This window comes from Psychrobacter sp. van23A (assembly GCF_030845275.1).
GTDB classification, from domain to species: domain Bacteria; phylum Pseudomonadota; class Gammaproteobacteria; order Pseudomonadales; family Moraxellaceae; genus Psychrobacter; species Psychrobacter faecalis.
The window spans coordinates 1080135-1094284 of the sequence record NZ_CP132595.1 but is presented as its reverse complement, the minus strand read 5'-3'; the positions used below and the strand labels follow the sequence as shown (position 1 = coordinate 1094284).

General features: G+C 43.7%; 11 protein-coding genes. 2 read left to right on the top strand and 9 right to left on the bottom strand.

Annotated elements, in window-relative coordinates; all coding sequences use genetic code 11:
• Positions 1-373: 373 nt before the first annotated feature.
• The 8 genes from RAH45_RS04795 to RAH45_RS04760 all read right to left on the bottom strand — a co-directional run bounded on the left by RAH45_RS04795 (position 374) and on the right by RAH45_RS04760 (position 11045).
• Positions 374-1009: a hypothetical protein gene (locus tag RAH45_RS04795; protein ID WP_102076697.1), complete on the bottom strand. Its 636-nt coding sequence runs from the start codon at positions 1007-1009 to the stop codon at positions 374-376.
• A gap of 281 nt (positions 1010-1290) precedes the next feature.
• Positions 1291-1875 (bottom strand): alpha/beta hydrolase, encoded by a 585-nt coding sequence (locus RAH45_RS04790; protein WP_306495638.1) that lies wholly within the window; start codon positions 1873-1875, stop codon positions 1291-1293.
• Between the two features lie 57 nt (positions 1876-1932).
• Positions 1933-2862, bottom strand: a complete 930-nt coding sequence (locus RAH45_RS04785; RefSeq protein WP_306495637.1) for a hypothetical protein — start codon at positions 2860-2862, stop codon at positions 1933-1935.
• 724 nt (positions 2863-3586) lie between these two features.
• Positions 3587-5632: a choline BCCT transporter BetT gene (gene betT, locus RAH45_RS04780; protein WP_306495636.1), complete on the bottom strand. Its 2046-nt coding sequence runs from the start codon at positions 5630-5632 to the stop codon at positions 3587-3589.
• Positions 5633-5962: 330 nt separating this feature from the next.
• Positions 5963-7663 (bottom strand): choline dehydrogenase, encoded by a 1701-nt coding sequence (betA, locus tag RAH45_RS04775; protein WP_306495635.1) that lies wholly within the window; start codon positions 7661-7663, stop codon positions 5963-5965.
• 118 nt (positions 7664-7781) lie between these two features.
• Positions 7782-9296, bottom strand: a complete 1515-nt coding sequence (betB, locus tag RAH45_RS04770) for a betaine-aldehyde dehydrogenase (protein WP_306495634.1) — start codon at positions 9294-9296, stop codon at positions 7782-7784.
• A 111-nt stretch (positions 9297-9407) separates the two neighbouring features.
• Positions 9408-9983 (bottom strand): TetR/AcrR family transcriptional regulator, encoded by a 576-nt coding sequence (locus RAH45_RS04765; RefSeq protein WP_306495633.1) that lies wholly within the window; start codon positions 9981-9983, stop codon positions 9408-9410.
• Between the two features lie 333 nt (positions 9984-10316).
• Complete coding sequence (locus tag RAH45_RS04760) at positions 10317-11045, bottom strand: cupin domain-containing protein (RefSeq protein ID WP_306495632.1); 729 nt, start codon at positions 11043-11045, stop codon at positions 10317-10319.
• Positions 11046-11247: 202 nt separating this feature from the next.
• On the opposite strand from RAH45_RS04760, the gene RAH45_RS04755 reads away from it, so the two are divergent.
• Positions 11248-12129 carry an IS982 family transposase gene (locus RAH45_RS04755; RefSeq protein WP_306495631.1) on the top strand — a complete coding sequence of 294 codons (882 nt, stop codon included), beginning with the start codon at positions 11248-11250 and terminating at the stop codon, positions 12127-12129.
• 271 nt (positions 12130-12400) lie between these two features.
• Entirely contained in the window at positions 12401-13600 is a 1200-nt protein-coding gene (locus tag RAH45_RS04750) for a sugar transporter (RefSeq protein ID WP_306495630.1), read from the top strand.
• Positions 13601-13717: 117 nt separating this feature from the next.
• On the opposite strand, the gene arfB is transcribed toward RAH45_RS04750, so the two are convergent.
• Positions 13718-14131, bottom strand: a complete 414-nt coding sequence (arfB, locus tag RAH45_RS04745; RefSeq protein WP_198328032.1) for an alternative ribosome rescue aminoacyl-tRNA hydrolase ArfB — start codon at positions 14129-14131, stop codon at positions 13718-13720.
• Positions 14132-14150: the final 19 nt, after the last annotated feature.

Sequence of the window (14150 nt, the reverse complement as noted above, 5' to 3'; positions counted from 1 at the left end):
TTATCGTTTTAGGCTTAAAAGTTATTATGTATAGCTTGGCTTATCATAACAATGACCACACTTGCCTTCAATGGTAGGCTTTAATTTTAAAAATTGGTGGTGTATCAAAAAGTATGCTGATTAAAGTTTGAACAATTCTTGAAGCCTTGAAAGGGCTGTAGAATAAGAAAACTTAGCATAGGTTTCTTATTGATTTTTATCGCTAGCATACTTTTTAGAACACCACCTAAAAATTTTTACTTAATACAAAAAAGCCTCGCTATCATAAAAGGATAGAGAGGCTTATGTTTAAGATGATTTTTAATATGACATTTAATTTAAAGCAATGTAAGGATAGTTTTTTGAAATAATGATTTTATTTTTGCTTAGGTTATTACACACTTTTAGATTTTGGTAAGTCGTACGCGATTCTCTCGACCTCTTTATCTTGCAGTTCCATAATCAAGCAATAGCCTTTTATAGCGCCATCGTACGGCACGTTAGATCCACGCTCTTGATAATGCGTGCGGATACGCTCTTTAATAATGCTTTTACGCGCAGCGTCATCCAGTTTGGCAAATCCGCTTGGCAAATCTACCTGAGTCCAAAGTGCAGCGCCCCAACGAGACAGCCAATTGGCGTTGTCATCAAACTTAAAATCAACATCGGCGTATAAACGATATCGAGGTTGCGGCGCAGCACCCTGTGCTATTTCATCTTTAATCTGAGCAATATCTTCTGCAAATGGCTCATAAGGCAAATCGAGTACCGAAAATAACTTTGCTAAAAACTCTTCGGCGCTAAAGTATTTATCCATATAGCTGCCGTCAAGGCCAAGATGCTTATTGGACAGCACATGACGCAGGCGCTCGCAAGCAGGCATGGTATGCTTTAGTGGGTAGCCCATGGTTTTGACAATATATTGCGCGCGATATTCTAACGTATCTATTTGCGCGATGACGTATTGTGCGAGAGGATGGCACGGCTGAAAACGGCGGGTAAATTTGGATGGCTGGGCAGATTGGCTCATGATGATGAAGACCTTATATTCCTATAACTCCGACGAAAAAGTATAAAATCAGGCACAAATGAGGATGTCGGAGTACAGGCTCATGCGCTTTACCAGGATTGTTTTATATCGTGCTGGAAGTTGCAAGGTTTGTACGCCGCCACCAATCGCAATCTTGATGAGTTGCAATAAATGACGAGGACAAAACTGTTAAACCCACGATAGTTTATTCAATGATGATAGCACATCAGTCCATCAAAAATAAATACGCGATCATGACTTCTTTTTAATCAGCAAATATTCTAATCCTCACCATGATACGTCGCCTCATCCATCCAAACGATAGGGTCTTCACACAGATAGACCAAGTGATACCAAATATCACTGCTACGAGCGATACGGTGATGACCGCCGTCAAAATAATCGACTTCCCAGCTATCCGGCAGATTAACCAAAGTTCGCCTAGCAACCCCTACATCCAAGCTTTCATCGTCGACTTCTACCATGACCCGCATCATCTCAGTATTTGAGGTCGGAAACGACAGTTTCATATCCGCCACTGCTGGAATACGATTTGCTAAAACCTTACTTGGATAAATACAAGGCGCAATCAAGAGCGCCCGCAGGTTATATTTATGGGCAAAATGATTGGCAAACCAAGCGCCAAGCGAATGCCCTGCCAGCACCACGCGTGTATACTCTTGCATTTTTTCTTGAATTAAAGCATCGTAAATCTTAAAAATTTCTGCAAAATGCTCGCGGTAATTGACCGTTTGACAATATTTCGGCTCGCGCTTGATACACGTGTATTTACTGGTCTCGCAACTTGAATCGAGACCATGGAAAAACAGTAAAAACGTGTTGTTATTTTCGATAGGAAACATCATAGCTTTCTCCTTTTTTCATTATTATTTAGCGTTATTGTTATTAATTTGGTTTATTATTTAAACCGCTTTCTGATTGTCAATTTGCGCTTGGTATAAACTCAAAATCTCCTCACAAGCCTGCATTGAAGTATTTTTCGCAAAACCTTTACCAAACCAAAAATCATAAACCGCTTGGATAATGGATTTTACCTCCTCATCATCTTTTGGTTTTTGCGCTGTTAATTTACGCGCAATATCTTTTGCTTGAATATCGGACTCATTGTAGGGCGCACTCCAGCCTACACAATAGCGATAGAGCACATCATTAATAGCCAAGATAAATATAGCGTCAGCCACGCCATACTGTTCAATAAATTGCTCTAACATCGAACAGCGCTCGTCATAGAGTAAAGGCTCTATCGGCATCTCATTGCGCTCAGTCACATACTCACTGCTCACTACGTGCGAGGGCTTGCTAAAATCCTCCCACAGCAATGGATAAGATCCGCCAATTCCGCCCTTCTCCACCACATTAAAGCGCCAAATGCCATAATGCGTATCAATGCCTTTGGTATCAATGCCCTTATAAGGCACATCGATAAACCACTGCATCAGCGCATCGCTATCATAAATGACATGCGTACTGCCAATACGCACCGCTTGTTTCGGTAAAACGTCCGTATATAAATACTCGATATCATCGCTATAAAGTTTTGCCTTTTCTACGTTTTCAGCACTGACATCACCGAGCTTAGCCCTTGCCTCACCTATGTTTCGGCACAGCCGAAACGGCGCGACAAAGCTCAAGGTATCATCGGTATTATTGACAAAATATACATCATCTTCATAATTATTTATCGAAACCGTCTCAAGATAAAATAATGGGCTTTTACGTACCCGCCCTTTCTCATCATTCGCCAATGCCGTTATTCCAGATAGTTTTGCGCCATCCGACCACTGCACATTGTCTATACGTTTTTGCTCAAATTGATAGGTTAACTTTGTCATCGTTTTATCCTTATTATTTTGGCATCCAGTTTTGATTTTTGATTGCTTATCGCATTATTTTCTATATTTTTATTTCGTATTTTCTTTGGATTCTTTTAAGCGCAATTTTAAGCCAGCCGAGTCTGTTCGCCATTTGCTTAAATAACGTTATTGGCTATAAAATTAGTGAAGTTAATTGGTTTTATAATGTAAGATTGGGTGTTTTTTATAATTGTTTAGCCGTAGTTTCTCATTATCGTCGCGCTATTTTTTAGCGTTATAAATTTTAAAAAACTAACATTAACAGGCGTTTTTCTGTTCAGTTATTTTGCTTATTAATCAATATTTTTTTGGGGGTTTAGGTTTGGATTTGTGCAGGCGTGATTGTTTAGGATTAAACGAAAATAACATTATTCAAAATGTTTGCTAAAGACAACTCAGTTAAAAAGTGAAGCGTTGCGCCCCGAGGGTTAACGGTTTGTCCTGTTATTTTTGCCTGACTCAATAACTATAATATAAAAACTGATGAAAATAAAGCGGCTAAAAAAGCTGTGCGACAACTGCTGTCGCCCAATCACTTATTACTAAATTTATCATTAAACGCAATATGTGTTGAACTAATTTATATAAAAAACCCCATAAGCTGTATGCAACTTATGGGGTTATCTTTTGCCAGATGATTAATCACATCTCTAACATCTAGCAAGCCATATACTGGCGTTTGATGAATGATTTAATAAATGAATTAACGTTCTAAATGCAGATACTGCATATGACATTCGTACTGATGCAAGATATCGACCAGCACTTGCTCTTTGGTATAGCCAACCAAGTCATACTCTTGCGAGCCATCACTTAAAAACACCTCAGCACGGTAATAAAACTCGGCCTGCTTACTGGAAGTATTGAGGGTAAAGTTTGGTCGCTCAGCTTTGATGAGATTGACTTCATAAATAAAGTCATCTTCATCACCATGCCCGACGCGCAGTTTTACCCCATCTATCTGACCGTCGTCTTCGTCCGTTGCAGCATCGATATTTTTACCAATGCTGGCCAAATTTCGGATATCCAGTGAGGTTTTAAGACCGCCTGCTTTTAGCTCGTTTTCTACCTCAATCATGGCAGGTTTAACGACCGTCTGTAAAAAGCGTTCGACTTGCTTGTGACTTGGGAAGCTGACGATACGCTGCAAGCGCGCTTTCCAGCCTTTACCGCTATCGAGCACGTTTGCCGTGCCAACCGTACTGGCTTTGCGCTTGTTGCCCTCTTCTTTTAGTGATTTCCACATAGCCATCATGTAAAGCAGCAAAATAAGCGAGAACGGCAGACCAGCAATGACGGAAACCGATTGTAGCGAAGTAAAACCACCCGCAAACAATAAACCTAAAGTAATCAAACCTGTGGCTGCTGCCCAAAACAGACGTAACCAAACAGGCGCGTCGGTATCATTGGTCATGCCTTTTGAGCTTAGATTTGCAAGCACTAAAGCGCCTGAGTCAGCAGACGTCACAAAAAATATCAGGCCAATTACCACGCCTGCCAATGAGAAAATATCGCTATAAGGGAAGTATTCAAACAAGGCAAACATACCCATCGCCGCATCATTGACGGCGATTTCACCAAGCTCAGTGGCACCATTGGCAACCAAATCTATCGCTGAATTACCAAAGATAGAGAACCATGCAAAGATGAAACCAAGCGGGATAAACATCACGCCAAAGACAAACTCACGCAAAGTGCGACCACGGCTAATACGCGCGATAAACAAACCGACAAAGGGTGCCCAAGCGACCCACCATGCCCAGAAAAATATCGTCCAACCTGACTTCCAATCAGCGCCAGCGCTGCCATCATAAGCATAGACATCAAAGGTTTTAAAAATAATCGTTTGGAAATATTGCCCAATATTTTGGGTAAAGGTATTGAGCAAATAAACCGTATTACCTAGCACCAATATGGCCAATAGTAGCAATATCGACGACAGCATATTAAATTCGGATAAACGGCGTACGCCTTTTTCAACGCCTGTCATCGCAGAAATAGCGGCAGCAACAACCACGCCTAAGATAATCAGGCTCTGCACCATTTTGCTCGATTCGATACCGAAAACATGTGTCAAGCCTGCGTTGGCCTGCAATACCCCAATACCTAAGCTGGTGGCGATACCCATCAAGGTACAGACGACGCCAAAGGTATCAATACCATCACCAAGCCAGCCTTTGATTAAGCGCTCACCAAATATCGGTGTCAGCGGTGAGCGTAGCGCCAATGGCATGTTTTTACGATACGCAAAGTACGCCAATGCCATACCAATGAGCGCATAAATACCCCAACCATGAAGACCCCAGTGTAAAAAGGTTTGCGACAGCGCTTCACGCATCGCTTCAGCACTGGCAGGCTCTAAGCCCGTATGCGGCGTGAGATAATGCATCAACGGCTCAGAGGCACCAAAGAATAATAAATCAATCCCGATACCGGCGGAGAATAGCATCGCCGCCCACGCTAAAAAAGGAAACTGAGCTTTTTCGTGATCTTGTCCTAGCTTAATATCGCCGTATTTAGAAAAACCAACAAACAAAGCGAAAATACTATAAGCAGCAACTACTAGCATGTAATACCAGCCAAAGCTCTCTGATACCCATGCCATACTGGCGCTTAATAATGCCTCACTATAATCTGGTAAGGCAATCGTCCAGATAATCAATAAAATAGAAATAATAGCTGAACCTAAAAAAACCGTCTTATTTAGAGTCAGGGGTTTCGTCGCATCTTCTGATGGCGAGCTGTACATAAAAGACCTCAATAGGTAAATGAAACAGGGTCTGATATTGCTTTGTCCGTCATAGTCTTATGAATCTTAAACTCATAAGGTATAAATAAGCGCATGACGCACAAAGCAGTACCAATTAATAAAAAATGAAAGATAAACGATTAGAAAAACAGCGGCGCAAATGCTAAGTAAATTTAACCTCAATGGTTTTCATCTCTATAAACATAAGCGCTGATAAAAAAGACCTTTACTACGAAAGGCCTTTTGATAGAAATGGACTTATATTATTTATTATTTATTAGTTCGCGCAGTTGCCTAAATACTCGTTTAGGCATTCATTTAAAAAGGCGTTTAAACGAGAGAGTTATAAACGCGCATCGGTTCGGCTCTGAGCGGTGCACCATTGGCGACATAATAATCTGCTGTTGAACGTGGCAACTGCACACCGCGCATCTTATCGACGATTTTTTCAGCGAGCATAATGGTGGTTGCGTTCAAATTACCACTGATGATATTTGGCATAATCGACGCATCGACCACGCGCAAGCCATCGATACCGTGCACTAGCCCTTCACCATTGACTACCGAATCATTGCCCTCGCCCATCGCACAGGTACATGACGGATGATAAGCCGTCTCGCTATGGTTGCGGACATACTCATCCAACTGCGCATCGGTCACCAGATCATCAGTTGGCGCAATGGCGCGGCCGCGATACGGGTCAAGCGCTGGCTGATGCATAATCTCACGGGTGATACGTATGGCGGCGCGGAACTCTTGCCAGTCCTGCTCATGCGACATATAGTTAAATAAAATGCTTGGATGCGCGCTTGGATCTTTTGAAGTTAGCTTGACACGCCCACGACTTGGCGAGCGCAATGAACCCACATGCGCTTGGAAGCTATGCGATTTTACCGCGCTGCGACCATCGTAACGCACCGCTAACGGTAAGAAATGATACTGAATATTAGGATGGGTAAATTTTTCATCAGTACGGATAAAACCGCCGCCCTCAAACTGATTCGACGCGCCAAGACCAGTACCCATGAATAACCATTCCGCACCAATTGCCGGCTTATTCCACCATTTATTGGCAGGCGCAATTGAGACGGGTAGCTTACATTCATACTGCATATACAGCTCTAAATGGTCTTGTAGGTTATTACCGACACCCGGCAACTCTAAAACCTCATTAATACCCAAGTCTTTGAGCCACTGACCAGGACCAATACCAGAGCGCTGCAATAATTGCGGCGAGGCAATCGCACCCGATGAAACAATCACTTCACGAGACGCATAGAATTTTTTGATTTGACCTTGATGGTTGACTTTAACGCCGACCGCACGCTTACCATCAAAAAGAATCACATCAGTCAATGCACCCGTTAAAATAGTGATGTTACTGCGCAGTTTGGCACGGTCAAGATAACCGCGCGCCGTGGAGGCACGGCGACCATTTGGCGTGACAAAACGATCCATTGGCCCAAAGCCTTCTTGCTGATAGCCGTTTAGATCCTCTGTACGCGGATAGCCAGCTTGCACGCCCGCTTCAATCATCGCTTCAAACAGCGGATTGACGCCAGGTTTTGAGGTAGTCATTTCAACCGGACCACCGACGCCATGATAGTCATTTTCGCCTGCATCGCAGTTTTCTGACTTTTTAAAATAAGGTAAGCAGTCGAGATACGTCCAGTCCTCTAAGCCTTTGATTTTCGCCCAATCGTCAAAATCGAGCGCATTGCCTCGGATATAGCACATCCCATTAATGAGTGACGAGCCGCCAAGCCCTTTACCGCGGCCACAGTCCATAACGCGGTTATTCATATAAGGTTCAGGATCGGTTTTGTAGCCCCAGTTATACGTGGTGCCTTGTAGCGGCATCGCGAGCGCCGCTGGCATCTGCGTGCGAAAGTCTAAGCGATGGTCCGGACGACCCGCCTCTAATAGCAACACCTTAATGTTGGCATCTTCGGTCAGGCGGGTGGCTAGCACGTTGCCTGCTGAGCCTGCACCGACGATGATGTAGTCATATTCAGGTGTGGTTGATGTCATAAAACGCTCCATAAAATTAAAAATATCCATCATTTCATAGCAGTAAGGCGGCGCGAAAAGGAAAAATGAGTCCTCAAGCCTTAACTTTACTGTTTAAAAATTTTTACCGTACAGCTGTTTAAAATACCGATTCAAACTTGCCAAGCTCTACTTGGATAGATTTGGTCTGCGTATAATGCTCAAGGGCTTCGATGCCATTTTCGCGGCCGATACCAGAATGCTTATAACCGCCAACTGGCATTTGCGCAGGCGACTCGCCCCAGGTATTTAACCAGCAAATACCAGCCTGTATCTGCGCAATTACGCGATGCGCGCGGGTCAAATCAGCGGTTACCACTCCTGCTGCCAAACCGTACTCGGTATCATTGGCACGGCGGATCACTTCTTCCTCAAGCTCATAAGTCAATATCGACATCACTGGACCAAATATTTCCTCACGTACGATGGTCATATCATCGCTACAATCGGTAAACACGGTCGGTGCAACGAATGCGCCTTTAGCGAGCTCACCTGCCGTGATACGTTCGCCGCCCGCCAATAAACGCGCACCGCCCACTTTACCTTGCTCGATATAACCAAGCACACGCTCCATATGCGGAAAGCTGACCAATGGTCCCATATTGATGCTCTCGTCCAGCGGATTGCCGAGTTTGATACGCTTAACACGCGTCAAGATGGCTTCTTCAAACTTAGCTTGTAGCGATTTTGGGATAAAGACACGTGTGCCATTGGTGCAGACCTGACCTGTACTATAAAAGTTCGCCATCATAGCAATATCCGCTGCCATATCGATATCGGCATCGTCAAAGATGATTAATGGCGACTTACCACCCAGCTCTAGGGTCACGTCTTTAAGCGACGATGATGCGGCGCTTGCCATGACTTTTTTACCCGTTGGTACGCCGCCGGTAAACGATACTTTGGCGATATCAGGATGCTGGGTTAGCGCTTCGCCGACTTTATAATCCCCTTGCACAACGTTAAAGACGCCATCTGGCAAGCCTGCTTCTGTCAAGATTTCTGCTAATTTTAGCGCGGTCAAAGGCGTAACCTCTGAGGGTTTAAAAATCATCGCATTACCAGTAGCCAATGCAGGCGCTGCCTTCCACATCGCGATTTGAATCGGATAATTCCACGCGCCAATACCAGCGACCACGCCGAGTGGCTCGCGGCGGGTATAAACAAAACTGCTATCACGCAGCGGAATCTGACGACCCTCTAACATTGGCGCAAGCCCCGCATAATACTCAACGACATCAGCACCAGTGACGATATCGACATACTTGGTCTCAGAAAGCGCTTTACCCGTGTCTTTGGTTTCGAGCAATGCCAGCACATCATTACGCTCGCGCAATATCGCAACCGCCTTTGACAAAATACGGCCGCGCTCAACCGCGGTCATTGCCGCCCACACTTTTTGCCCTTGTTGCGCGGCTTTTACCGCCTCATCGATTTGCTCAGTCGTCGTTTGTTGAATAATAGCTAACACTTCACCTGTAGCCGGATTGATATCTTCAAAGGTCGCTAATGATTCATCGACCGCCAAATAACGACCGTTGATATAAGCGGTTTGTGTTTGTGTGAAATCAATAATGTCTTGTAAATTATTTATGGTTATCTTAGTAGCTGTCATAAGTTTTCCTTAGGGCGACGGGTTCGCTTTATAAAAAAGTTTTTTATAAAGTCTTAAAAATAATGTCGTTATGGATTAAAGGTGAAAAATAAAAGTAGTTTGTATGTATTTTTAAGCGTCAAAGTCACGCTGCGTCATATTTATCAAGCGTGTACGTATTGAGGTTTTGTCCGAAATATCGATGCCCGAAAAGTCAGAGAGCCAAATCCCATCGGCGACCAGACGCACCATACATAGCGTTTCGCTATTATCCGTAGCAGCGTGTTTTTTTAGCTGCTCGTTTGACCACTCAGCCCAGCGTTCGCGCAGCATCCGATCCCCTAGCATCAACACATATAATGTGGCTTGGCTATTAAACTCGGCTTGCCCTTTTTCGCCCAGACTGATGGTGGCATCGATATAAGCGCGGGTAAACGAGCCATAGCTGACCGGATCTTTTGCCATCGCTTGATTGACTTCCGCCTCAAACTTAGCCATCGCGTCATAAAACACCTCTAAGATAAGCGCGTCCTTGGTGGCAAAATGATGCATCACCCCGCCTTTGGTCACGCCGACGGCATCGGCTACCGATTGGAAGGTGACTTTAGACAAGCCCTGCTCCAAAGTGATGCGCGCTGCCTCATCAAGCAGCGCCCGCCGTATAAGCTCTGGCTGTTTTTTACGTTTATGAGCGTTTTGAGTTTCCATTTTTATCTCGATATTAGCGCGTCAGTTTAACTAAAAGTAAATTTGGCTTTAAAAGAATGTGTTTTATTAATACAGAAGAAAAAACAGTTTCTGATAAAGAAACCGTACGGTCGGTATTTTACAGAAATAAAGCAGCAATGTGAAGGGCGGATATGTACCGAGGAGTTACAGAACATTATTTTAATATTTTTTTTATGTTTTATAGCTGATTATATGTAAATGGCGTCAAATCTATTTTTCAGTAAAATAGTTCTGACGCCTTTTTTATAGTGAAGCAGTAGGCTATAAACCATTAAAGTCACTATTAATAATTGCTAAAGCTAACCTTATGTACTATTTTTCTTCTACTTTAGCGCCAATGACTTTAGACAGATGGCCCGTTTTGAGATAAACCGTAGCACCGTGCACGCCTGCTTTTATTTGCAGTTTTTCACCTACTGGCAAACGTAGCCAACCACCACGAGTATAGGTTTTAGCGTCATCTGTAAGTTCAGTATCTATCAGCTCGCCATCTAGCACCAGTATCTCAGCACCGCCTTTGATTGCATCGGTGAATACTGTCTCTATAAATACTGTGTCGGTCAATAGGGCTTCATTGGCCTTTAAACGCTGTAAGCTGACATGTTCGCTGTTATCTGAAAATAAATGACAGACCTCACGATTGTGCTGTTTTTGCCAATTTGCTGCATCGTTCGTATCGATAGCAACATAACGTGTCTCAGTGGCCGGCATTTGCCAAAGTTTGACAAAAATAACTGCGCCATCTTTACTATACGGCTGATGGCCAGAATTTGGTGGATTGCGTAAGTACCAGCCTGCTGGATAATCGATATTATCTGCCGAAAAAGTCCCCGATAAAACCAAAATCTCTTCGCCGCCCGGATGCATATGATGTGGAAAATAGGACTCAGGCGCATAGCGGACGATACTGGTGGCACGGGCTTTTTCTGCGCCGACGCGGTCAAGCATGACACGCTCGACGCCGTTTTGCGGTGATGGCACCCATTGATAGTGTTCGGGTGCCAATGCTGCACGACGAGTAAAATCTGCATTAATCAGCATAAAATAGTTTCTCGAGTTTAGATTTAATGCTGTAGATTATCCTCTGATTTACAGCGGCTGACAAACAAGACCCTGTTCTTATTATTAAAAAATCGTATTTAACCCCAGTTCGGGATAAGGGCTCAAAAAAAAGATAAAAAAAGAAGTCCGAAGTTGCTAAAGTAAGTTTACCAAGACCACTTAAGCAAAAAGGACTTCTTACATGGACAACCTAACCGAACTATACTGCCATATTGACGACTTTTATCAGCAATTCAAACCTGAGTTTGACGCTCATTTAATCGCAACGGGACACCAAAGGTTAAGAGCATGCCAGATAAGTGTAGCAGAGATTATGACCATCTTGGTACTGTTTCATCAACTGCGGTATCGACAGTTTAAGGCGTTTTACTACCATCACATGCTTGGCATGATGAAACGGGAGTTTCCAAATCTGCCGAGCTACTCGCGATTTATAGAGCTTGTGCCGCGCAGTATCATACCACTGTGCAGCTACTTGCAAAGCATGATGGGCGACTGTACGGGTATCAGCTATATTGATTCAACCAAGATAGCAGTTTGTCATAACAAGCGTATCTACCGTCATAAAGTCTTTAAGGGACTTGCAACCCGAGGCAAAAGCAGCATGGGCTGGTTCTATGGCTTTAAGCTGCACGCCATTATCAATCATAAGGGCGAGCTTGTATCTGTTAAAGTCACTGCGGGTAATACGGATGACAGAGTGCCTGTTAAGGATATGGCAACACCTTTGTTTGGTAAGCTATTCGGTGATAGAGGCTATATCAGTAAAGCCCTAAACGAGTGGCTCACAAAACACAGTGATACCACGTTGATAACCAAACTTCGGCGTAATATGAAACCCCAATTACTTGAGCCTATGGATGAGGCACTACTCAATCATCGCTCTTTGGTTGAAACGGTGTTTGGAGAGCTTAAAAACTTGTGCCAAATCGAACACTCACGCCATCGTAGTGTCACGGGGTTTATCACAAACTTGCTGTCAGGTTTGATTGCTTATTGCTGGTTTCCCTATAAACCCACCATCAAAAACATGCCTCAGCAGGGACAGGTAGCCATATTGTAAATAGTATCAATGAGTTACAATGTGGCTTATCCCGAACTGGGGTTATTTACGCGGCTCAAAGTAAGTTTGTAGCGGATAAACGCTTAACCTGAACAATCCTGCCAAGATTCTTGCTAATTATCAAAAAATTACTTTAACTGCTGCCTCTGACTTGCTATCTTGCCCTCCTCTTTTTCATCATTACGACCCATGCCGCCGTTATTCTTAAACTCATGAATTATTTTTCAGCTAATTTGCACTATTAGCGCCTTCTTTATTTGTATTGGATCATATGAAACATAACCTTGAGGTGAGCGCAAATGCTCGCCGAACTCAGTATTTCCAAGTATTTTTGATGGGCGTCAGCGCTTTTATTATGAATACTACCGAATTTGTCCCCGTTGCCCTATTAAGTGACATCGCCCAAGATTTTTCAATTACCACGGCTGAGACTGGCTGGATGTTGACACTGTATGCGTGGATTGTCGCGGCCATGTCGTTGCCATTGATGCTACTTACCAGCCGCTTTGAGCGTAAAAGCTTACTTTTGGGCTTGTTTGTGGTGTTTATTGCCAGTCATGTATTATCCGTATTTGCTTGGAGCTTTGACGTATTGCTGATTAGCCGCGTGGGCATTGCGCTATCACACGCGATATTTTGGTCAATTACGGCAGCGATTGCGATACGCGTAGCACCAGAAGGTAAAAAAGCACTGGCGCTTAGCGTGCTTGCGACCGGTACTTCATTGGCCATGGTGCTAGGTGTGCCATTAGGGCGCTTGGTCGGTCAATGGTTTGGCTGGCGGGCGACCTTTGGCGGTATTGGCGTGATTGCTTTTATCGTCTTTATCTTGCAAGCAAGGCTATTACCAACGCTACCGAGTATGTTTGAAGGCTCGTTTAGAAAAATTCCAGAATTGCTTAAGAATCCGTTATTGGTCTGTTTGTATTTGCTGATTTTATTAGTCTTTACCGCTCACTATACCGCTTATTCTTATATCGAACCCTTTATGCGACAGGTTGGCGCTATAAGTGAAAACGCTGCGACTATTGTCTTGCTATTATTTGGGGTAGCAGGGATTGCGGGCAGTGTGATTTTTAGCCGTTGGGGTGATCGTTTTAATACCAGATTGATGCTGATATCGATCATATTAATGCTGCTATCTATGCTGGTGCTATTATTTGCCGTGACTTCTATCTGGGCGCTGAGTTTCATTGCATTACTGTGGGGCGCGGCGCTGATGCTGCTGATTATCTCTATGCAAGCCAAAGTCATTATGGTTGATGTCACTGCCCAAGACATGTTGATGTCGATGTTCTCAGGGATTATTAACTTAGGCATTGGCGCAGGTGCGCTATTCGGTGGTTATGCAGTGACGCATATTTCCATATCAAGTGTCGGCTATGTCGGCGCCGCTATCGCTGGTGTGTCGCTGCTCTTGATGTTATTTATGATAAAGCGCTTTCCCGAATTAAGCAGAAGACTTGGTTAATTAGAAGGCTTGGATAGCTAAAAACTTGATAGTAAATAAGCATAAAAAATGCCAGCCACTTAAATGGGCTGGCATTTTGCTGTTTGCTTTATTAAAAATACCGAGTAAGCCGTTTATTTAATAATCCACTTTACCGCGCAAGGCTTTTGTTTTGCCGCGCTGGGTTTTTTCATCAACGCGTTTACGTTTGGCATTTCTACTAGGTTTGGTCGGCCTGCGAGTTTTATTGACATGAGTGGCTTGAATAATAAAGCTTTGCAGCCGCTCAAGCGCATCAATTCGATTACGTTCTTGGGTACGAAACTGCTGCGCTTTAATAATAAGTACGCCTTCTTTGGTGATTCGGCTGTCTTTACTGTCCAATAAGCGCTGCTTAATGACATCGCTCAAGCTTGAAGCATGAATATCAAAACGCAGATGAATCGCAGAGGACACTTTATTGACGTTTTGCCCGCCTGCCCCTTGCGCGCGTATGGCGCTAATGTCCACTTCGCTGTCATTCAGACTGATATTATTGCTGATAAAAATCATAAAACACTTTTATAAATGA

What these genes read in the sequence shown, in the direction of transcription:
- RAH45_RS04795 (WP_102076697.1), bottom strand. Translation starts at nt 1,009, where the DNA reads ATGAGCCAATCTGCCCAGCCATCCAAATTTACCCGCCGTTTTCAGCCG.
- RAH45_RS04785 (WP_306495637.1), bottom strand. Translation starts at nt 2,862, where the DNA reads ATGACAAAGTTAACCTATCAATTTGAGCAAAAACGTATAGACAATGTG.
- arfB (WP_198328032.1), bottom strand. Translation starts at nt 14,131, where the DNA reads ATGATTTTTATCAGCAATAATATCAGTCTGAATGACAGCGAAGTGGAC.
- RAH45_RS04765 (WP_306495633.1), bottom strand. Translation starts at nt 9,983, where the DNA reads ATGGAAACTCAAAACGCTCATAAACGTAAAAAACAGCCAGAGCTTATA.
- RAH45_RS04755 (WP_306495631.1), top strand. Translation starts at nt 11,248, where the DNA reads ATGGACAACCTAACCGAACTATACTGCCATATTGACGACTTTTATCAG.
- RAH45_RS04750 (WP_306495630.1), top strand. Translation starts at nt 12,401, where the DNA reads ATGAAACATAACCTTGAGGTGAGCGCAAATGCTCGCCGAACTCAGTAT.
- RAH45_RS04760 (WP_306495632.1), bottom strand. Translation starts at nt 11,045, where the DNA reads ATGCTGATTAATGCAGATTTTACTCGTCGTGCAGCATTGGCACCCGAA.
- betT (WP_306495636.1), bottom strand. Translation starts at nt 5,632, where the DNA reads ATGTACAGCTCGCCATCAGAAGATGCGACGAAACCCCTGACTCTAAAT.
- RAH45_RS04790 (WP_306495638.1), bottom strand. Translation starts at nt 1,875, where the DNA reads ATGATGTTTCCTATCGAAAATAACAACACGTTTTTACTGTTTTTCCAT.
- betB (WP_306495634.1), bottom strand. Translation starts at nt 9,296, where the DNA reads ATGACAGCTACTAAGATAACCATAAATAATTTACAAGACATTATTGAT.
- betA (WP_306495635.1), bottom strand. Translation starts at nt 7,663, where the DNA reads ATGACATCAACCACACCTGAATATGACTACATCATCGTCGGTGCAGGC.